This is a genomic window from Kribbella sp. NPDC048928, assembly GCF_043197975.1.
Taxonomy (GTDB): Bacteria; Actinomycetota; Actinomycetes; order Propionibacteriales; family Kribbellaceae; genus Kribbella.
On the sequence record NZ_JBICUC010000003.1, the window covers coordinates 231223 to 251424 of the forward strand.

15 protein-coding genes are annotated in these 20202 nt (G+C 68.0%); 5 read left to right on the forward strand and 10 right to left on the reverse strand.

The features are described 5' to 3' along the window. Positions 1-2: 2 nt before the first annotated feature. On the reverse strand, positions 3-1196 hold the full coding sequence (locus ACGFI6_RS14545) for a M24 family metallopeptidase (protein ID WP_393118536.1): 1194 nt from the start codon (positions 1194-1196) through the stop codon (positions 3-5). Further along, complete coding sequence (locus ACGFI6_RS14550; protein WP_393118538.1) at positions 1189-1968, reverse strand: Asp/Glu racemase; 780 nt, start codon at positions 1966-1968, stop codon at positions 1189-1191. The genes ACGFI6_RS14545 and ACGFI6_RS14550 overlap by 8 nt, the downstream gene beginning before the upstream one ends. A gap of 67 nt (positions 1969-2035) precedes the next feature. Here ACGFI6_RS14550 and ACGFI6_RS14555 point away from each other — a divergent pair, with 67 nt between their 5' ends. From ACGFI6_RS14555 to ACGFI6_RS14565, 3 genes are all read left to right on the forward strand, one after another. Then, positions 2036-3016, forward strand: coding sequence for a D-2-hydroxyacid dehydrogenase (locus tag ACGFI6_RS14555; protein WP_393118540.1), 981 nt, complete (start codon positions 2036-2038; stop codon positions 3014-3016). Further along, entirely contained in the window at positions 3013-4398 is a 1386-nt protein-coding gene (locus ACGFI6_RS14560; RefSeq protein WP_393118542.1) for an amidase, read from the forward strand. Before ACGFI6_RS14555 ends, ACGFI6_RS14560 begins: the two co-directional genes overlap by 4 nt. 100 nt (positions 4399-4498) lie before the next feature. Beyond that, on the forward strand, positions 4499-4990 hold the full coding sequence (locus ACGFI6_RS14565) for a DUF3830 family protein (protein WP_393118543.1): 492 nt from the start codon (positions 4499-4501) through the stop codon (positions 4988-4990). Here ACGFI6_RS14565 and ACGFI6_RS14570 read toward each other — a convergent pair. The 6 genes from ACGFI6_RS14570 to ACGFI6_RS14595 form a co-directional block, all read right to left on the reverse strand. Beyond that, positions 4977-5786, reverse strand: coding sequence for a MerR family transcriptional regulator (locus ACGFI6_RS14570; protein WP_393118544.1), 810 nt, complete (start codon positions 5784-5786; stop codon positions 4977-4979). The two genes, ACGFI6_RS14565 and ACGFI6_RS14570, sit on opposite strands and share 14 nt — an antisense overlap. Before the next feature lie 9 nt (positions 5787-5795). Further along, positions 5796-7094 carry an amidase family protein gene (locus ACGFI6_RS14575; RefSeq protein WP_393118546.1) on the reverse strand — a complete coding sequence of 433 codons (1299 nt, stop codon included), beginning with the start codon at positions 7092-7094 and terminating at the stop codon, positions 5796-5798. Between the two features lie 33 nt (positions 7095-7127). Beyond that, the gene (locus tag ACGFI6_RS14580; RefSeq protein ID WP_393118548.1) at positions 7128-8288 is read right to left on the reverse strand and encodes an amidohydrolase family protein; all 1161 of its coding nucleotides are present in this window, start codon (positions 8286-8288) and stop codon (positions 7128-7130) included. Continuing rightward, a complete protein-coding gene (locus ACGFI6_RS14585; RefSeq protein WP_393118549.1) occupies positions 8285-9577 on the reverse strand; it encodes a M20 family metallopeptidase in 1293 nt (430 codons plus the stop codon). Before ACGFI6_RS14585 ends, ACGFI6_RS14580 begins: the two co-directional genes overlap by 4 nt. Positions 9578-9720: 143 nt before the next feature. Then, positions 9721-10659 (reverse strand): NAD-dependent epimerase/dehydratase family protein, encoded by a 939-nt coding sequence (locus tag ACGFI6_RS14590; protein ID WP_393118551.1) that lies wholly within the window; start codon positions 10657-10659, stop codon positions 9721-9723. A gap of 46 nt (positions 10660-10705) precedes the next feature. Next, positions 10706-12127: a serine hydrolase domain-containing protein gene (locus tag ACGFI6_RS14595; RefSeq protein WP_393118553.1), complete on the reverse strand. Its 1422-nt coding sequence runs from the start codon at positions 12125-12127 to the stop codon at positions 10706-10708. Positions 12128-12164: 37 nt separating this feature from the next. Here ACGFI6_RS14595 and ACGFI6_RS14600 point away from each other — a divergent pair, with 37 nt between their 5' ends. Continuing rightward, positions 12165-13061 carry a diacylglycerol/lipid kinase family protein gene (locus tag ACGFI6_RS14600; RefSeq protein ID WP_393118555.1) on the forward strand — a complete coding sequence of 299 codons (897 nt, stop codon included), beginning with the start codon at positions 12165-12167 and terminating at the stop codon, positions 13059-13061. 125 nt (positions 13062-13186) lie between these two features. On the opposite strand, the gene sigJ is transcribed toward ACGFI6_RS14600, so the two are convergent. Beyond that, positions 13187-14035: an RNA polymerase sigma factor SigJ gene (gene sigJ / locus ACGFI6_RS14605; RefSeq protein WP_393118557.1), complete on the reverse strand. Its 849-nt coding sequence runs from the start codon at positions 14033-14035 to the stop codon at positions 13187-13189. Positions 14036-14113: 78 nt separating this feature from the next. Here sigJ and ACGFI6_RS14610 point away from each other — a divergent pair, with 78 nt between their 5' ends. After that, a complete protein-coding gene (locus ACGFI6_RS14610) occupies positions 14114-14482 on the forward strand; it encodes a DoxX family protein (RefSeq protein WP_393118558.1) in 369 nt (122 codons plus the stop codon). 7 nt (positions 14483-14489) lie between these two features. Here the strand turns inward: ACGFI6_RS14610 and pulA are convergent, their stop codons facing one another. Further along, positions 14490-20132, reverse strand: a complete 5643-nt coding sequence (gene pulA, locus ACGFI6_RS14615; protein WP_393118560.1) for a pullulanase-type alpha-1,6-glucosidase — start codon at positions 20130-20132, stop codon at positions 14490-14492. Positions 20133-20202 lie beyond the last annotated feature (70 nt).

Here is a 20202-nt window from a genome sequence, read left to right on the forward strand (position 1 = left end):
GACTACCTCCTGATCGTCAGTTCGTGGGACAGACCGGTCAGTCGTTCCACTCCGTCGGTGGTGACCACCACCGGCTCGGACAGTTCGTACCCCCAGCCGTCCATCCACATCCCGAGAATGACGTGGAACGCCATGCCGGCGGTGAGAACTGTGGTCTCCTCGGGGCGCAGGCTGACGGTGCGTTCACCCCAGTCCGGCGGGTACCCGATACCGATCGAGTACCCGATCCTGGAATCTTTCACCAGGCCGTGGGCCGCGATCACGTCGTTGAACGCTGCGTGCACGGTTCGGCCGGTGGTCTGCGGTCGGATTGTTGACAATACGGCCTGCATGCCGTCGGCAACGATCTTCGAGGTTTCGCGCAGTCGTTGCGGTGGGTCGCCGAGCATCACCGTGCGGGCGAGTGGTGCGTGGTAGCGGCCGAACACCCCGGCCAGCTCGATCGTGGTCGCCTCGCCGTCACGGAACGGCCGGTCGGTCCAGGTGAGGTGCGGAGTGCCGGCCGCGTCACCGGTCGGCAGCATCGGCACGATCGCCGGATAGTCGCCGCCGTGCTCGGAGGTCCCGGTCGCCTGCGCGGCGAGGATCTCGGCGACCAGGTCGCATTGCCTGCGGCCGGGCTGGAGCTGTTCGAGCGCGATCCGCATCGCGTGTTCCGCGATGGACCCGGCGATCCGCAGTTGGCGCAGCTCGTGCGGTGACTTGACCAGCCGTACCCAGTTGACCAGTTCGGCCGAGTCGACCAGTCGGTGACCGTGCAACCCGTTGCTGAGGGCAAGGTATCCGCGGGCCGTGAAGTAGTGCGCGTCGCCCTCGATCGCGACATCCGCGCCGGCCGGGATCAGGTCCCGGCACATGCCCGCGATCCAGTCGTACGGATGCAGATCGGGCCGGTGCACCAGGTCTTCGGGATAGCCGTGGATCTGGTCCGCGCGCAGGTTGCACGTGTACGACGCGCCGGCGGCGTCCATCGCCCGCGCGAAGAGCTGGACCTCGCCGTCGGACGGGACGAGCAGGCATTGCGGGGTGTAGAACGACCAGGCGTCGTAGCCGGTGAGGTAGAACAGGTTCGCGGGGTCGCTGACCACGAGCGCGCCCAGGCCGCGGTCGGCCAGGACGGCGCGAACCCGGGCGAGCCGCCCCGCGTACTCGCCCGGATCGACCGCCTGCTCGAGCAGGTCGGACACTTCAGACACTGGGAACGCTCCTCTCCGACGCACTCAGCAACCGCTGCCCGGGTCCGATGCCCTGATACCCGGCGAGCTCCAGGACCGACCACATCGTGACCTGGTTGGCGGTCAGCACCGGTTTGCCGATCGCAGCTTCCAGCCCGGCGATGACGTCGTACGTCGGCAGGTTGGTGCAGCTGATGAAGATCGCCTCGACTGCGGCACTGTCGACGCTGCGGACGAGTTCGACGGTGGTCTCGTAGGGGACCGCCCAGATCTGCGCGATCAGCCCGAGCCCGGCGGTCGCGACCACCTCGATCCCCGCCTGGGCGAGGAAGGCGGTCAGGCCGGCGGTCAGGTCGTTCGTGTACGGCGTGACGGTCGCGATCCGGTTGATTCCGAGCCGCCGCAGCGCGAGCAGCAGGGCGCCGCTGGTGGTGACTGCGGCCGGTGCCCCAGCGCCGACCATCGCGTCCACCAGCGCGGCCTCGCCGAGCAGCCCGCCGACGAAGCTGCCGAAGGTGCAGGCGTACGCGACGGCCAATGGGCCGACCGCGAGCACGTCGTACGTCGTACGCGCGATCAGTTCCGGATCTGAGATCTGCACCGCCATCTCGACGGTCGCGGCCAGCGGCGCGTACGGCGTCCGCGTGATGTGCAGGGTCACGTTGTCGGGAACCCAGCGCCAGATCTCTCGATCGAGAGCGAAGTCGTACGGCGCGACGACACCGATGCCGGTCTGGAGCAGCGTCGGGACCGGCGCCGGCAGCGGGTTGGTGGAGGGACGGCTCGTGCTCATGCGAGTCAGTGTGCGACCCCAGGTAGATTGTTGACAATCCTACCAGCGAGTTCCTAGCCTCGATGCTGTGTCCGCCACCCACCAGAGCCCAGTCGTCGCGGTGCTCTGCGAGCGGGCGACGGACCGGCCGCCCGGCCTCGACGGTCTGCCTGTCGAGTTCCGGTACTGCGCTGCGGACGGACTGCGCGAGGCAGTGCGTGGTGCGCGGGGGCTGCTGTTGTGGGACTTCTTCTCGACGGCAGTTCGTGACATCTGGGCGGACGCGGGATCGCTCGAATGGATTCACGTCACGGCGGCCGGGGTCGACACGCTGCTGTTCGACGAACTGCGGGACTCGGCGGTCGTGGTGACGAATGCACACGGGGTGTTCGACCGGCCGATCGCCGAGTACGTGCTCGGTGCGGTGCTCGCGCATGCCAAGGACAGCCTGCGCAGCTACGGACTGCAGCGCGAGCACCGGTGGCAGCACCGCGAGACGCGCAGTGTCCTGGGCGCGAAGGCGCTCGTCGTCGGGACCGGGGCGATCGGTCGTGAGACTGCCCGGCTGCTTCGCGCGGCTGGGTTGCAGGTGAAGGGCGCCGGCCGGGTCGCGCGTGGGGACGACCCGGACTTCGGCGACATCGTTGCCAGCAGCAATCTTCGCGCCGAGGTCGGCTGGGCCGACCATCTGGTGATCGCGGCCCCGTTGACCGATGCGACCCGCGGGCTGGTCGATGCCGGCGTGCTGGCCGCGATGCGCCCGGGCACGCACCTGGTCAACGTTGCCCGCGGTCCGATTGTCGACAACGCCGCCCTGGTCGAAGCTCTTGCCGGCGAACGGATCGCGGCGACCCTCGACGTGTTCGACCACGAGCCGCTGCCGCCCGACGACCCGCTCTGGGACGCGCCGAACGTGACCGTCACCGCACACATGTCCGGAGACGTGATCGGCTGGCGCGACACCCTGGCGGCGCAGTTCGCGGACAACGTGCGGCGCTGGGTGGCCGGCGAACCGTTGCTGAACATTGTCGACAAGAAGCTTGGCTACATTCCGACAGGAGATCGATGACTCAAGCAACCGAGTTGGTCGAGGCCTACCGGACCGGCGCACTGTCCCCGGTCGAGGCGACGCAGCAGGCACTGGACGCGATCGAGCGGTACGACGAGCAGGTGAACGCCTTCGTCCTCGTCGATGCCGAGGGCGCCTTGGCCGCGGCCAAAGAGTCTGAGACCCGCTGGCATGCCGGCACGCCGCTCGGTCCCGGAGACGGGGTACCGACGTCCGTGAAGGACGCATTGTGGACAAAAGGATGGCCGACAATGCGCGGCAGCACGATGATCGACCCGGCGGGGCCGTGGGACGTTGATGCGCCGTCGGTCGCGCGTCTGCGGGAGACCGGCGCGGTCATCCTCGGTAAGACCACCACGCCGGAATACTCGTGGAAAGGCGTGACGGACTCCTTCACGTACGGCGCGACGGGCAACCCTTGGGATCCGACGAAGACCTCGGGTGGCTCGAGCGGTGGGTCCGCGACTGCCGTCGGGCTCGGGATGGGGGTGTGGTCGCTCGGCACGGACGGGGGCGGGTCGGTACGCATTCCGGCTGCGTTCACCGGCACGGTGGCGTTGAAGCCGACGTACGGGCTGATCCCGCTGTTCCCGCCGAGCGCCTTCGGGACGTTGTCGCATGCCGGCCCGATGACGCGGACCGTGCGCGATGCTGCGGCGCTGCTCGATGTGGTGACTGGATTCGATCCTCGCGACTGGTCGGCGATGCCGACGCCGGGACGGTCGTTCCTGGACGGCATCGACGACGGGGTCGGCGGCCTGCGGATTGCCTTCTCGTCTGATCTTGGTTTTGTTGACAATGATCCGGAAGTCGAGGCGCAGGTGCGCGGTGCGGTCGACGTACTCGCGGGACTGGGTGCCGAGGTGACAGAGGTTGATCCAGGGTTCGCGGATCCGATCGATGCGTTCAACGTGCTGTGGTGGTCGGGTGCTGCGAAGGTCTTGTCGGCGTACGTTGTCGACAATCGGGTGGACCCGGGACTGCGGCGGGTCGCGGAGTTGGGTGCGGCTTATACGGCGTCAGACTTCCTCGACGCGTCGACGGTGCGGATGGAGCTCGGGACGCTGATGGGGCGGTTCCATGAGCAGTACGACGTTCTGATCACGCCGACGCTGCCGATCACGGCGTTTCCGGTTGGGCAGGACGTGCCGGACGGTTCGGAGTCGCCGGACTGGACCGACTGGACGCCGTACACGTATCCGTTCAACCTCACGCAGCAGCCGGCGCTCAGTGTGCCGTGCGGGTTCACCTCCGCAGGCCTGCCTGTCGGATTGCAGATTGTCGGCGCTCGGCATACGGACGCGCTGACGCTACGGGTCGGCCAGGCCTATCAGGCGGCGACCGACTGGCATCGCCGCACCCCGAGCTTGGAGGCGCGATGAGGCACACCAACATGAGCGGCATAGGGCTCGATGAAGTACGCCGGCGTGAGTTGCGTGGGGGCGCGATGAGGCACACCACCGTGAGCGGCTTGGAGGCGCGATGAAGTACGTGACTGTCAGCTTGGAAAAGCGGGGCGTCAGTTGTGTGGCGAAGTTGCTCGACGACGTTGCGCCGCGGACGTGTGCGGCGGTGTGGGATGCGCTGCCGCTGTCGGCGCCGGTGTTCCACGGGAAGTACGCGCGGAACGAGATCTACACGTTGCTGCCTGGGTTCGCGTCGGATCCGGGTAAGGAGAACACGACGATCACGCCGATCCCGGGGGACCTGTGCTGGTTCTCGTTCGACTCCGACGACCTGGGGAATCCGGCGTACGGGTACGAGAACACGACCGGCACCGGTACGCAGGGTGCGATTGTCGACCTTGCCGTGTTCTACGGGCGGAACAACCTGCTGATCAACGGCGATCAGGGATGGGTGCCGGGCAACGTGTTCGGTGCCGTCACCGAGAACCTCGACGAGTTCGCCGCGGCCTGCCAGGACCTTTGGATGGGTGGGGCGCGCGGGGAGACGCTGTCGTTCAGCCGGCTGTGAGCGGTTGTTGGAGTTCGGTAACCCAAGTGGCTGGGTCCTCGGGCGTGGCCAGGTAGAGCTCGCGGGCGGGGTCGGCGGGGCGGCGCCCGTTGTCCTCCAGCCAGCGGGCCAGGGCCTGCCAGGACGGGAGTACCTGGTCGATCGGGCCGCGGTGCACAAGCGTTGCGGCGGGCATTGCGGGCAGGTCGATCACCTTGAGGCCGTTGAGGTTGCCTTCGGCATCGACTGCGGCCGGTACCGTCGCCCGCACAGCGACTGCATCCTGCTGCTGCTCGTACAGGCAGGTGAGTCGTCCAGCGGGTCGTACGTCCGCGTCCGGCAGGCGGCGCCCGAGTTCCGCGCACAGTGGGTGCACGACCGGCGTGATGTCGTCAGGCCTGAAGCTCGCTGCGGTGGCGGTCAGGCCAACCAGCCGTACCGCAGGCAGCGATTTGACGACGATGTCCGCGGCCGGGGCGTCGGTTTCCAGGCCATGCAGCCTGGACTCGACTTGGGCGAGTCGCGCGGAGCTTTCGGCCAGGGCGGTCTCGAGCTGTGCGCGTCGTAGCGTGAGCATCGCGCGCAACTCGGCCGGGCCGAGATTGTCGGCAGTCATCGTGCCCACCTGTTCGAGCGAGAACCCGAGATCCTTCAGCGCGACGATCCGGTTCAGGTCGGCCAGCTGGGCTGCCGTGTAGCTGCGGTACCCGGTCGCAGGATCGACGTACGCCGGCCGCAGCAGGCCGATCGTGTCGTAGTGCCGCAACATCCGGATCGACACCCGCCCGTACCGTGCGAACTCTCCGATGGCGAACATGCCGGCCAGTCAATCAGCCAGGAGTTCCGCGAAGCTGATCGCGGTGTCGTCCTCGTGCCAGGGACCGATCACCTGTGCGGCTGTCGGCAGGCCCCGTGAGGTGCGACCGATCGGGATGCTCAGCGCGGGGTGGCCGGTGAGGGCGGCATGGGCGATCCAGAACGCCTGCGCCTCGTACGGACGTCCGTCGATGGCTGTCGAGCCGTGCGGGAACGCGACGGTGAAGCTCGTCGGGCAGACGAACACGTCCACATCGTCGAAGTACTGCTGCCATTTCGTCCTGGCCGCCAGGCGATTGCGCTCGGTCGCGAGCAGTTGGTCGACGGTCAGCTCGGTTGGTTCCCCGCCGTGCAGCGCGAAGAACAGCTCGACCTGGCGACCGAATTCCTCGGCCTGTTGGGCCGGTTCGACGCCGGTCGGCCAATTGTCAACAATCTTCGCGCCGCTGCTGGCGATTCGGTCGACGAGGTCGGACAGCGCGGCTCCGACCTCGCTCGTGACCGGCGCGGCCGGGTGATCGAGGACCACGCCGACGCGGTAGTCCTGGAGACGCGCGTGCCGCGGAGGGCTCGGCGTGTACGAGTACGGCGGTGTCTCTGTACCACCTGTCACGCGGAGCGCGATTCGTAGGTCCGCGGCGTTCCGCGCCAGTGGTCCGATTGTCGACAAGTTGGGCAACTCGCTCGGCAGGTACGACGTCCCCGGAACCTGGAAGCCGCGCTGCGGGACGAGTCCGTTGGTCGGCTTCAGCCCGTACACCCCGCAGTACGCCGCCGGCAGCCGAATCGATCCCACAAGGTCGGAGCCGTACTCAAGACAGGTGTGTCCCGCAGCCAGAGCGGCCGCGGCACCGCCTGATGAACCGCCGACGGTGCGGGTCAGGTCGGCCGGGTTGTTCGTCCGCCCGTACACCTCGTTCACCGTCTGCCCGAAGTCCGCGAGCATCGTGTGGACGTTGGACTTCCCAACAACGATCGCGCCCGCGCGCTGCAACCGCTCCACCACCAACGCGTCCCGGTCGGCGATGTACTCGGCGAAGGCCGGATTGCCCCAGGTCGTGTGCATTCCGGCGACGTCGAAACAGTCCTTCACCGTCATCGGTACCCCGTGCAATGGCCCGAGACCGCAAGACTCGTTGACCAAGGCGTCGGCGCGGTCTGCTGCCGCCAGCGCGTGCTCGCGCCGAACCTCGACGACAGCGTTGACCTCGGTGCCGTCCGCGATCCGCGCGAGCAGATGCTCGGTCACCTCACGCGACGTCGTTCGACCGGTACGAATCCGCTCTGCAATCTCTCCAGCTGTGATCATGCGCCAGGTCTACGGTCTGACACAGTGTCAGGGTCAACGATTGATCTCGGTCCCGTTGTGGAATACCTGCCGAACCCGATGTTCCAGGTCCGAGCAGTCCAGCGCTGAGCCTTCGAGGATCACCAGGTCAGCGCGCTTGCCCGGTGCGATCTCGCCGCGTTCGTCCGCCAGCCCGAGCAGCCGCGCCGCGTCGATCGTCGCGGTCCGCAGTGCACCGGCGTCGCCCAACCCGGCCGCGGCCAGGTGCTTCAGCTCCCACAGCGCCTCCGAATACGGTCGCACCGGACAGTCTGTCCCCATCGCGATCCGGACCCCGGCGTCGATCGCCAGCCGCATCGACTCCCGATGCGCCTCGGCCGACCCGGACGGGGCATGCTCCGGATCGGACTGTGTCACTGACAAGGTCGGCACATACCAGGTCCCGTTCTCGACCATGGCGCCAACGGCAGCGTCGTCCAAGTACGTCCCGTGCTCAATGCTGGCGGCACCGGCGCGCGCCGCGAGTTCCGCAGCGCGAGCGCCATGAGCGTGCACCATCACCCGCCGCCCTCCGCGCCGCTGTGCCTCGTCGGCAATCGCCGCCAGTTCGTCGAACGTGAGCTGCAGATCGTGGACCCCGGTACCGAGCGCCATCGATCCGGTCGCGGTCACCTTGATCCAGTCCGCACCGGCGCGGATCATCCGCCGTACTGCGGCTCGCCCGGCATCCGCCCCGTCGAAGATCGGATCCGGCAGCGACGGATCGTCGAAGAAGTCGAGCGTCCCGGTCCGCGGCGCCCAGACATCGCCGATCGCTCCCGTCGTACCGACCTGGCGCAGACTCAGCAGCAGGTCGGGGCCCTCGATCCATCCGCTCGTGATCGCTAGCCGCACACCCGCATCGGCGCCCCAGGCGTCGCGCACTGTCGTCACCCCGAGTCGCAGCAGCGTCTGCAACGCCGGCACCGATGACAGCGCGCGGGCCGATCGCGGCACCCGCAACGGATCCATCCCCGCCGGCCCGAAACATACGTGCGTGTGGCAGTCGATGAACCCAGGCACGATCAGACTGCCGGCGCAGTCGACGCCCTCGTCACCGTCCAGTCCGATTCCCACCTCGACGATCCGGTCGGCCTCCAGTACGACGTCACCTGCCCGTATGTCGCCCGAGTCGGCGTCGAGAATCGAGCCTGAGTGCAGCAGCCGACGGGTCATGCAGCCGTACCCAGGAGCCGCAGCGCGATCAGCGCGTAGGCGCGCGCGGCCGTGACCAGGTCGGCGATCGCGACGGATTCGTCCGCGCGGTGAGCCTGGTCGGTGACGGAGCCGGGGCCGAGGACTACCACCGGTACGTCGAGGTCGCGCGCGACGTACCCGCCGTCACAGGCGGCTGTCCAGCCAGCGAGCGGCATCGGCGGACCGCCGGCGTCGAAGCGGGCCGCCTCGGTGATCCGGACCAGGTCGTGGTCCTCGGCGGTCTCGAAAGCGGGCATCTCCATCGGCATCGCCAGCTCGACGGTCAGACCGCGATCCTCCAGGTGGAGTGCGGCGACTCGGCGCTGCAGGTCGGCGAGGACTTCGGTGGGGGACTCGCCGGGGAGGAGCCGGCGGTCGGCGACGACCACGCAGTCGGCGGGGACGATCGAGCCGCCGGTGCCTCCGTTGATCTGGCCGACGCTCCAGGTGGCCGGGCCGAGGAGGGGGTGCGGCGACTCCGCTAGTTCGGCGTGCAGTCGTTCGATCTCGGTGACGACTGCCGCGGCGCCGTAGATGGCGTTCGCGCCGCCGTCCGGGTTGCCCGCGTGCGAGGCGCGGCCGTGGACGGAGACCTGCAGGTACGAGTCGCCGCGTGCCGCGATGATCGTCTGCAGATCGGTCGGCTCAGCCGTGATGCATCCGACGTACTGGCGGGGGATGCGGTGCGAGGCGGGTGAGGTGTGTCCCGGCCCTGTTCCTTCTGCTTCAAGTCTATCCGTCGGCGGTTCGTCCGGACCAAAGTTATCCACAGCGGCGGTCAGACCAGCCTTTACATAGGCGCGGATGCCTTTGCCGGTCTCTTCCTCGTCGACCAGGGCGGCCAGTTCGACCGGGCCGGCGAGGGGGGTTTCGCGGAGTGCTGCGAGGGCGGCGAGGGCTGCGGCGAGGCCACCTTTCATGTCGGAGGCGCCGCGGCCGTAGATGCGTCCGTCGCGAACGAGGCCGCCGTACGGGTCGACGCTCCAGCCGTCACCGACCGGGACGACATCGGTGTGCCCGAGCAGCAACAGGCCAGGGTCGTTGCCGCCGGCAAGGGTGATCGAGACGTTCTCGCGGCCGGGTTCGACGGGGGAGGTGCGGACGTCGAGACCCAGGTCGCTAGCGGCGGCGGCGAGTACGGCGACCGTGGCGGCCTCGTCGCCGGGCGGGTTCTGTCCGCGGGCGCGGAGCAGGTCCTGCGTGATCTGGACGAGCAGCTCCTCGTCGATGCGGTCCAGCACCTTCTGTTCGGCGGGCGTCAGGCTCATACCCACCCACCCTAGAGCGCCACACCGGCCGGGGGCGCGGACAAGCGCCGGGAGCCGTGGGTGACGACAAGCGGCGGGGACCGTGAACAAGGTATTTCCTGTTCACGGCCCCCGCCGACTGTTCACACCAGGGCTCACAGGGACTACAGGCCGTTGCGGAAGCCTTCTCGCCAGGAGGCGTAGCCGGGTTGCCAGCCGAAGGTTTGCTTGGCGAGGGTGTTGTCGGCGCCGCGGATCTCGGTGAACGCGGCGACCCCGACGTCGCCGACGGCAAGACGGCCGAGCCAGGACGGGATGTGCCGCGGCGCCTTCGCACCGAGGATCCGGGCGAACTCCGGCAACCAGACCGAGGCCGCCGCCGGGTCGTCGTCCGCGACCTGGAACACGCCGGTGACGTCGCTCTCGATCGCCTTCACCGTCACCGCGGCCGCGTCGTCGTAGTGGATGAACGACCAGATCCCGGCGCCGTCGCCGATGATCGGCAGCCGCCGCTTCTGGATCAGCTCGACCATCGAACCACCCTTGCCGATGTCGCCGGTGGGGCCGTAGAAGGAGCCGTACCGGAGCGCGACCCCCTCGATCCCGTCGGCGTTCAGGACCGCCGACTCGAGGTGCTTGATACCGGCCATCGTCTGGCGCTGCGCGGGCACCGGGCTCGGGTCGAGGGGGTCGGCCTCGGTCTTCGTGGCGGATCCTCCGTGCTGCAGGTTCCAGCCGGCGTACGACTGGACGACGAACCGTCGTACGCCGGCAGCCTGCGCGGCGGCGAGCAGGTTGTCGGTGCCGACCGTGCGCAGCCTGTTCGTCGTCGCGAAACTGTCGTCGAAGTGCTTGAAGTCGATGCCGCCCTTGAGCGCCGTCATCTGGTGGACGACGACCTCCGGGCGCACCGACTCCACGGCGGCCCGTACGGCGTCCGCGTCGAGACCGTCGGCGAACGCAACCTCCGCACCGAACGCGCGGACGCCGGCCGCGCCGGACTCGGACCGGATCATCCCGGTCACCTCGTGCCCGGCCGCGACCAACTGCGGGACCAGCGACCGGCCGAGTCCGCCGGTTGCGCCTGCCACCAAGACCTTCATGTCATCCTCCGTCGTCGTGATTACGACCCGGAGGACACGCGTCACTTCAGCTCTGTGACATGGCCTCCGAAGAATCCGAAGAAAGCGTGAACTCCGTCGGCCCGAACGACACGTTGAGCTTGCCCTCGACCGTCATGGTGCCGTCCGTCCCGCGGCAGGACAGCGACGCGAGGAACGGCGTCTCGACCCAGCGGAGCGTCGCGACGAACGCACCGTCGACCCCGACCGCGCTGGTCACGACCCGGTCGCCCGTCCCCGCACCGGCGTCGCCGAGCGCGTCCGGAGCGGACTGCTCCCGCCAGTCACCGGCGGCGCAAACCAGGTCGTGCGTCCCGTTGCCGTCCGGATCCTCGAAGCTGAACGTACCGGTCCCGTCCGCGTCGATACGGACTGCCTTGAGCCCCGCGTTGTTACGTTCCGAGAACCGGTACGTCGTCCCGTCGCCGCCCGCAGGCGCCGGACCGCTCGGCGGCGGCAGCTCCAGCTTCGCCGGACGTGGGACCGTGGGGACGTCCTTGCCCTCGAGCGCGGGCAGGAGGTGGTCCCACACCACGTTCATGATCTCCTGCGCGTTGTTGGACGCGCTGGTGGTGACAACCACCGCGTCGTGCTCGGGCACGATGATGACGAACTGCCCGAAGGCGCCGTCCGCCCGGTACGTGTTGTGCCGGCCGCGCCAGTACTGGAAGCCGTAGCCCTGGTGGGAGTCCGGGTTCTCCTCGTTCTCGTTGGGGACCTGCTTGGAGGAGGCGGCCTCGAACCACTCGGCCGGCACGAGCTGCTCGCCCTCCCACACGCCGTGCTGCAGGAGCAGCTGCCCGAAACAGGCGAGCGACTCGGTGTTGACGCTCAGGCCCCAGCCGCCGACCGTGACGCCCTCCTTCGACACCTGCCACGTCGCCTCGCTGATGCCGAGCGGCTCGAACAGCCGTGGCCGCAGGTAGTCGAGCAGGCGCTCGCCGGTGAGCCGCTGCAGGATCGCGGACAGCATGTACGTCGCGCCGCTGTTGTAGACGAACTGACTGCCGGGCTCGTTCTCGACGTCGAGGCCGAGGAAGATCTTCACCATCCGGCGGTCCCGGCTGAGCGCGTCGACGGTGTCCTTGGAGTGTCCGGTCGTCATCGTCAGCAGATGCCGGACCGTCATCGCGGCCAGATTGTCGCTGACCGTCTCGGGCAGCTCGTCCGCGTTGAAGAACGAGATCACCGGGTCGTCCAGCGACAGCAGCCCGGCGTCGATCGCGAGCCCGATAGCCGTCGAGGTGAAGCTCTTCGACACCGAGAACAACAGGTGCCGGTCGTCCGGCCGGTACGGCTCCCAGGACTGCTCGAGCACGACCTGACCGTGCCGCAGCACCATCAGCGTCTGGATCTCGGACTCGGCGGCGTCGAGCGCCCCGACGAAACTGTCGAGGGCGGCGGCGGACAGGCCCTGGGCATCTGGCGTACTCCGTGAAAGTCTGCTCACCCTCAGCACGCTATCTCCCCGAACGGACAAAAATAAGGTGAGTTCTGCCAGGCGAGCAGCCGTGATCGTGAATCCCGTCAAGGTCGACGGTGACGGGTTCCGGCGTACGGTCGAGACTGCGCTGACGGATCGCGGGTTCGCGGACCCGCTGTGGCTCGAGACGACCGCGGACGACGCCGGGGTCTCGATGGCCCGGCAGGCGATCGACGACGAGCCGGATCTGGTGCTGGTCGCGGGTGGCGACGGTACGGTACGGGTCGTCTGCGCCGAGCTTGCGCGGACCGGGATCACGGTGGCGGTGCTGCCGGGCGGGACCGGGAATCTGCTCGCTCGGAACCTGGGGATCTCGCTCGAGCTCGAGGTTGCTCTGCATGAATTGCTGGACGGTTCGGATCGGCGGATCGACAGTGTGCAGGTCGAGGGGGACGGGCTGAGTAGTGACCGGTTCGTGGTGATGGCCGGGCTCGGACTGGATGCGGCGATCATCGACGACGCGCCGGACGAGCTGAAGAAGCGGGTCGGCTGGGCCGCGTACGTGGTGTCGACGCTGAAGAACCTGAACCATCCGACCGTGCGCGTCGAGATCACCGTCGACGACCGGCCGCCGGTACGTCGGCGTGCGCGCACTGTGGTGATCGGGAACGTCGGCACTCTGCAGGCGAACATCCCGCTGCTCCCGGATGCCGAGCCGGATGACGGAATGATCGACGCTGTGGTGCTGACGCCCCGCTCCGTCAGTCACTGGCCGCGCCTGGTGCTCGGTCTGGTCGTCAAGTCCTTGCGCGAGCGGCACGTCGAACGCTTCACCGGCAAGCGGATCCAGGTCCGCGCGGACCGGACGGTACGCCGCCAGCTCGACGGCGACGCGATCGCCGAAGGTACATCACTGACCGCCGAGGTCGACGCCTCCGCTCTCGTCACCCGCGTCCCGTGAAGAAGCGGTCAACTCGCCGGGGCGCCGGTAAGGCGGGGTCAACTCGCTCGGGCCGGTTGGGCGGGGTCAACTCGCCCGGGGTCGGTTAGGGCGGGTTCAGCAGATCCGGCGCGGTAGGGCGGGGTTCACCTGGGCGGGGGCGGTGCTGATGGCTGGAGGTGGGCCAGTTTGTCGGGGTTGACGATGCCGTGGATGGCGTTGATCCGGGCGTCGGCGACGACGAAGGACCAGATCGCGATCGTCTGGTCGGCGTAGATCCGTAGAGCGGGCTGGCCACCGACATGCACCGGCTCGGTCCGCAGCCCGCCGAACTTGCCGAAGGCGCCGATCAGCATCCGGGCGACGTTCATTGCTCCGTGCACGGGACGCGGGAAACCGCCCTTCCCGCCGCCGTCGCCCGTGAACGTGACGTCCGGTGTGAGCAGCGTGACGAGGGCTTCGAGCTCACCGCGTTCAGCGGCTGCGACGAATCGGCGGACCAGTTCGTCGCGTTCCTTCGGCGACGGGTCGAAGCGCGGTCGATTGTCAGCAATCCGACGACGCGCGCGGACGGCGAGTTGGCGGCAGTTGGCCGGTGTCTTGCCGAGGATGCCGGCCAGGTCGTCGTAGGAGTAGCCGAAGACGTCGCCGAGCAGGAACACCGCACGCTGGTCGGGGGAGAGCCGCTCGAGGACGACCAGGAACGCGGTGGACAGCGAGTCCGACAGCGCGGCGCGGTCCGCGAGATCGACGTACTCGTCGACGGCGGGCTCCGGCAGCCAAGGCCCGAGGTACTGCTCGCGCTGCCGCCGCGCCGAGCGCAGCTGATCGATCGCCAGCCGCGTCGTCACGGTCGTCAGGAACGCCTTCGGTGACTTGACCGTGGGCTCGCGGTGCAGTCGCAGGTACGCCTCCTGCACGACGTCCTCGGCGTCACCGAACGTTCCGAGCATCCGGTACGCGATCGACAGCAGCAGTGGCCTGAGTTCCTCCATCACACCCGTCACAGACGATCGAGGCAGTCTCTCAGTGACAGTGTCACACGATCGGCTTGTCGATCGTCTGCAATCTGCATGTACACGATCACCTGGATCTTCAGCGGCGCGCTGGCCGTCGTCTTCACGATCTCCGGCCTGTTGAAGGCCACCATGTCCCGCGAGCGGCTGATCGCCACCGGTCAGACCGGTATCGCCCCGTTCCCGATGCCGCTGGTCCGCGGCGTGGCAGTCTGCGAGCTCCTCGCCGTGGCCGGCCTGTTCGCGCCATGGCTGACGGACACTGCCCGCGTGCTCACCCCGCTGGCAGCCACCGGTCTGTCCGTGGTGATGATCGGCGCCGCAACGTCCCACTCGTCACTACGCGAACCGAAGTCGACGGCCGCCAACACCGTCCTCCTGGCGTTGGCGGCCTTCGTCGCAGCGGCCCGCTTCGCGACGCTCTAAGAACGGGTTATCGCTGAACGAGTACGGCGACGGTCCGCGCCGGGACCGTTGCCGTACCGCTGTCAGCCGACCACGTGGTCTGTTTGACCACCGCATCGGAGCCAGCCGCCTGCACGGGGGACAGCGCGAGGTTGGCGCCGGCCAGCCCGGGGAGTTGCTGGGTGACGGCGGCGTTCGTGGAGTTGAAGACGACCACGACGCCCTTCAGCGCCGGGTCGACGTTCGGGCCAACGGTGTCGTCGATGCGCATCGTGATCACGCCCGGGGTCGTACCGCTGAGCGGGAAACTGAGCTTCTGGTTGATCAGCGCGGCAGACCCGAGCCGGAACAGCGGAGACGAGAACCGGAGCTTCAGCAGGTCCGCTGCCGCCGCCGAGGCGGTGGCGACATCGGCCGCGGAGGGCTTCAGCGCCGGGTTGGCCAGCAGCGGTTTCATGAACGGCCACTTCGCCTCGTTGTCCGCCTTCGGCGGCAGCCCGTGGCCGAAGCCGTTGTCGGCGCCCGTCCAGTCCAGCGTGTTGAACCAGTCACCGGAGTCGTACGAGTTGCGATCCAGCGACTTGCTCCGCAGCAGGTCCGCGCCGGCGTGCCAGAACGACGGCGTCTGCGCCAGCGCAGTCGTTGCCAGCGACAACGTGTTCATCCGGACCCGGTCCACCATCGGCAGTTCCTCCGGCAGCTTGTACGTCAGCGTGTCCCACAACGTCTCGTTGTCATGGGCATCGACGTACGTCACCACTTCGTCCGGCTGATCGGCGTACCCGGCCGGTGCGCCGTTGTAGTCGACGCCGTCACCGCGCACCGACGTACCCGATTCGGCCGACCTGAAGGTGAACGAGCGCAGGTTCCCGGCCAGCCCGAGCTGGACGAGGTCCGTGTCGTGGGCGAGCCGCTTCGCCCGCTCGTCCGGAGTACCGTTCGCCGGGGCGCCGTTCGGGTCGCTCGCCTCGCCGGAGCCGAAGCCCTGGATCCGCGGGTCGTCGTCGAACGGACCGCCGCCGCGAACCGCGTCCCGCAGCCGGTCCGAGAACGTGCCGATCCCGGTACCGCCGAGGTTGCCCTGCCGGGCCTGGACGAACAGCGCGTCGTTCGCGACCTCACCGAAGTTCCAGCCTTCGCCGTACAGGTAGATCGACTTGCCGTCCACGCCGTCCTTCGCGAGCGTCAGCTTGTCCAGCGCGGCGCGGATCTTCAGCATGTTCGCCTTGGTGTGGTGGCCCATCAGGTCGTACCGGAAGCCGTCCACGTGGTAGTTGCGCGCCCAGCTGACCGTGCCGTCGACCATGATCTTCTCGGCCATTGCGTGCTCGGTGGCGACGTTGCTGCAGCAGGTGGAGTTCTCCACGCCGCCGGTCGCGTTCAGCCGCTGGTAGTACCCGGGCACGACCTGGTCCAGTACCGACGTCGTGGCCTGCCCCGCAGCGGGTGTGTGGTTGTAGACCTGGTCCAGTACGACACGCAGCCCGGACTTGTGCAGTCCGCCGACCATGGTGCGGAACTCGGAGACCCTGGCCAAGCCGTCGCGGTCAGTCGCATACGACCCCTCCGGCGCCAGCCAGTGGTACGGGTCGTAACCCCAGTTGAACCCGTCCTTGGCAGCCACGGCTGTCACACATGCCTGTTGCTGGTCGGAGTCGGCCGGCAACGACTTCAGGTCACACGCAGGTGTCTGCTGCCCGGTCTCAGGGATCGACGCGATGTCGAACGTCGGCAGCAGATGCACCGTGTTGAGTCCAGCTGCCGCCAGCGATCGCAGGTGCTTCGTACCGTTCCCGTTGTCCGCGAACGCCAGGTAGGTACCGCGGTGCGCAGCGGGCACCGTGCTGTCGTTGATGGAGAAGTCCCGCACATGCAGCTCGTAAATGGTCGAGTCGACGCCCCGTGCGAGCTTGGGCGACGGTGTGGTCGACCAGAGCGCCGGCTTGCCCGCAGGGTCGTTCAGGTCCGCGGCTACGGAGTACGTCGAGCCAGTGGTCAACGCAACCGAGTACGGGTCTGTGACAACGTTCTTTTCGACCTTCCCAGTACTGGGCGCGTACACCGTTACCTCAAACCGGTACGGCGCGTTCTTCCACGAACGGGGTCCGGCAACGGCCCACGACCCGTCCGAGTTGCGGTGCATCGCGACGGCTGCGCTGCCCACCAGGAGGCGGACGTTCTGGGCCGTGGGAGCCCACAGGGCGAACGTCGGCTTCCCGCCGTGCCACGTGACGCCATAAGAGCGGTTAGCAGCGCCCCGGTAGACGTCATCGAGCACACCAGGTATCTGCACGCCCGTGGCGTCCAGCAACCGACCTGTGTCGTCGTACTGGGCCAGGCCGAGCTGGCCGCGCAGGATTTTGTCCACGTCGGCATGGTCGAGCCGCAACGTGGTGTAGCCCGGCTTCACCACCGCGGAGTCGTAGCGCAAAGCAGCGGACGAGCCGCCGATGTCGTCCGCGTCCACCTTCAGCGAACCGGTGTCCGACCAGTGCAGCCGCCAGCGGTACCGCTCCGGGTGGTCGACAGCCGGCACGGCGAGCGTGTCGCGGTTGAGCCAGTACGCCTTCGCCTGGCTGAGGTCAGGCTGCGCCCCGGGCTTGGAGGTCGTCACAGTGAGCTGATGCGTTGCGAGCACGTACGAGAACGTGACGACCAGCCCGTCACTCGGGACCGCGACCGGTACGTTCTGAGCCGGGTAGCTCTCGTCCCACGACAGGTTGTGTGCGACCTTCGCCTCATAGCTGCCCGCCTTCAACTCGCTCGTGGACCAGGTGTAGGTCCCGTCACCGTCTTCGTCGGTCAACCAGGGTCGCATGCAGGACGGGTCCCAGTCGGTTGGGCAACCCAGCTCCGTCTGGAACGAGCCAGGTACCGTGATGATCGGCCCCTGCGCACTGGACGTCGCGTAGTGCCGCCCGTGCTCGTAGTAGAACGTCACCGGTCCACTGGGCGCCGTGTAGGAGATGTTGGCGCCGTTGGCGACACCACCCGCGCCGTAGTTCTCGTCCCAGGTCTTGTCGATGGCCGCCTTGTACGCGTGCTCACCGGACGGGATCGTGTACGTGCCCTTCCAGACGTTGTCCTTCGGGTCCAGCTTCAGCTGCGCCTGGTCGCAGTCCGGTGACCAGTCCGCCGCGCAACCCATCTCGCTGTTGTGGTCGCCGGGCACCGACACGTTGGCCGGCTGGACGACCGGGCCCGTGGACCCGCCACCACCACCTGGTGCGGTGGCATCGCCCACGACCCCGTACGAACCAGAGACCGAGTAGTTGCCCGAGGCATCCCGCAGTACGGAGCGGTACTCGAGCAGCGTGCCCTTCGGGACCCCGCTGACGTCCTGGAACACCCGGTACGGCGCGTTGTCGTCGGACCCGAGCCGCTGCCATTGCGTCGTACCCACAGGGCGGTAGCCGAACGTCACGGTGGCCGGTGTGTTCTCAGGGACGGCTGCTGCGATCTCTGCACGTCCACCTACCGTGGCACCGAGCTCCGGCGAACTCATGTAGACACTGGGCGCCTTGGCACGCGGCGGGACCTTCATCTGCGCCTGGTACACCGTTACGGACAGAGGGCCTTGGCTGACGGCCACCCTGCCTTCACGGTCGGTCTTCAACGCCTTGCTGCCGCCGTAGACCGGTTTGAGCCACGTGTTGTGCCCGTACGTCGGCACGGTGGCGGAGGCGGTCGTTTTCGAGTTGTTCGCCACTACGAGGTACTCGACGTTGTCGGCGCCCAGCCGGCTGAACGCGTACAGGCCGTTGCTGTTGGACGAGTACCTGTGCACCTGGCGTCCGTCCGACAGCGCGGGGTACTTCGTACGGAGCTTCGCCAGCGCGGCGATGTGCTTGTACATGGGCGCGTTGACGTCGTACCTGTCCTTGCTGCCGATCGTTGTCGTACCCGTGCCGTCCACGACCTCGTCGTCCGCGTAGTCGGCGGTCTTGGTCGCGAACATGTCCTGCCGCGCGTCCTTGTCGCCGCCGGGACCTGTGAAGCCTTGCTCGTCGCCGTAGTACACGACGGGCTGTCCGCGGGTCAGGTACATCAGGGAGTGCGCCAACTCGTCCCGTGCGAGCAGCTCCTGGCCCGACGCACCGCCCTGCTTCAAGAACGTGCCGACGCGACCCATGTCGTGGTTGCCGAGGAACGTGGGCAGCTCGTACGCGTTCGAGTCCGTGTCGGTGTAGTAGTCGTCGTCGGAGTAGAAGTCCTGCAGCCTGGTCCCTGGATCGCCCTTCGCATAGGCGACCGCGTTCTGCTGGAACCCGAAGTCCAGCGTCGCCTGCAGGTCGCCCTGGGTGGTGTACGTCGACATGAACTGCGGGTTCGCGTCGTACACCTCGCCGAACATGAAGAAGTTCTTCGCGCCGGCGTTCCGCGCGGCCGTCAGGATCGCGGGCGAGAACTTCTGCCAGAACTCGAGGTTCACGTGCTTCACGGTGTCGATCCGGAAGCCGTCGATGCCGAACTCGGCCCAGCTCCGGTACACGTCGATCATCCCGTCGCGGACCTTCGGCTGCTCCGTGAACAGGTCGTCCAAGCCGGAGAAGTCGCCGTACTCCGCGCTCTCGCCGGCGAACGTGGAGTCGCCGCGGTTGTGGTACAGGGTCGGGTCGTTCAGCCAGGCCGGCACCTTCACGGTCTCGTCGGCCGGGTTGTGGAAGATCGGGACGTTCGGGAACGAGGTGTTCCGGTCGAGCGGCGGGAACGTGTCGCCGGCGGCGTACTGCTTGTCGTCGAAGACGTTGCCCTGGGCATCCTTGTACGGCGATGTGGACTTCGGGACGTACCCGTGGTCGCCGGACTGGTAGTCGATCACGTCGGCGGTGTGGTTGGTGATGATGTCGAAGAAGACCTTCATGCCCTTGCGGTGCGCGAGGTCGATCAGCCGCTTCATGTCCGCGTTGCTGCCCAGGTGCGGATCGATCTGCGTGAAGTCGGTGATCCAGTACCCGTGGTACCCGGCGCTCGCGTCCGCGCCGGCGCCCTGCACCGGGCGGTTCTTGAACGACGGAGTTAGCCAGATCGACGTCGTTCCGAGGGACTTGATGTAGTCGAGCTTCTGGATCACACCGGCCAGGTCGCCGCCGTGGTAGAAGCCTTTGTCCGTCGGGTCCAGCCCGGTCTGCAGCCGGTCGCCGGTGAGGCCGCCGACGTCGTTGGACGGGTCGCCGTTCGCGAACCGGTCCGCCATCAGGAAGTAGAAGCGTTCCTTCGTGAGGTCGCGGCGCAGGCTTGGCGCTGCAAGGGTCCTGTCCACCGCGGTCACCTTCGGACCGGCGAGATCGACCGGCGTCACAGTGACAATGTGACTAGTGTCGTTGTAACTAAATTGCAGCCTGGCCGGGCCCTCGATCCGCAGCGGAATGTTCGGTCCGTTCAGGACGCCACCGGCGCCGTAGTTCTCGTCCCAGCCCTTGCTGACCGCGACTTTGAACTCGTACGAGCCTGCCGGTACGTCGAACACCTTCGTGTACGGCGCACCCGCACCGAGACTCGTCGCGTCGCAGCCCGGGTCCCAGTCGGCCGCACAACCCAGCTCGCTCTGCAGCGAGCCCGCGACGGTGACAACCCGCTCCGCCGCTGGGGCCGGTGTCGCCGTACCCAGTCCGAGTACGACCACCGCTGCCGCAGTGAAACCCGCAGTCAAACGCCTGAATCCGCGCATCACGCATCCCTCCCCGCCGACTCACCTGCCGGGGACGGTAGCGGCCGCGTTTTACCGTGAGGAGGGCTCG

Excerpts from the sequence above, each read along its gene's own strand:
- ACGFI6_RS14550 (WP_393118538.1), bottom strand. The coding sequence starts at position 1,968 with ATGAGCACGAGCCGTCCCTCCACCAACCCGCTGCCGGCGCCGGTCCCG.
- ACGFI6_RS14560 (WP_393118542.1), top strand. The coding sequence starts at position 3,013 with ATGACTCAAGCAACCGAGTTGGTCGAGGCCTACCGGACCGGCGCACTG.
- ACGFI6_RS14565 (WP_393118543.1), top strand. The coding sequence starts at position 4,499 with ATGAAGTACGTGACTGTCAGCTTGGAAAAGCGGGGCGTCAGTTGTGTG.
- ACGFI6_RS14570 (WP_393118544.1), bottom strand. The coding sequence starts at position 5,786 with ATGTTCGCCATCGGAGAGTTCGCACGGTACGGGCGGGTGTCGATCCGG.
- ACGFI6_RS14575 (WP_393118546.1), bottom strand. The coding sequence starts at position 7,094 with ATGATCACAGCTGGAGAGATTGCAGAGCGGATTCGTACCGGTCGAACG.
- ACGFI6_RS14580 (WP_393118548.1), bottom strand. The coding sequence starts at position 8,288 with ATGACCCGTCGGCTGCTGCACTCAGGCTCGATTCTCGACGCCGACTCG.
- ACGFI6_RS14585 (WP_393118549.1), bottom strand. The coding sequence starts at position 9,577 with ATGAGCCTGACGCCCGCCGAACAGAAGGTGCTGGACCGCATCGACGAG.
- ACGFI6_RS14590 (WP_393118551.1), bottom strand. The coding sequence starts at position 10,659 with ATGAAGGTCTTGGTGGCAGGCGCAACCGGCGGACTCGGCCGGTCGCTG.
- sigJ (WP_393118557.1), bottom strand. The coding sequence starts at position 14,035 with ATGGAGGAACTCAGGCCACTGCTGCTGTCGATCGCGTACCGGATGCTC.
- ACGFI6_RS14610 (WP_393118558.1), top strand. The coding sequence starts at position 14,114 with ATGTACACGATCACCTGGATCTTCAGCGGCGCGCTGGCCGTCGTCTTC.
- pulA (WP_393118560.1), bottom strand. The coding sequence starts at position 20,132 with ATGCGCGGATTCAGGCGTTTGACTGCGGGTTTCACTGCGGCAGCGGTG.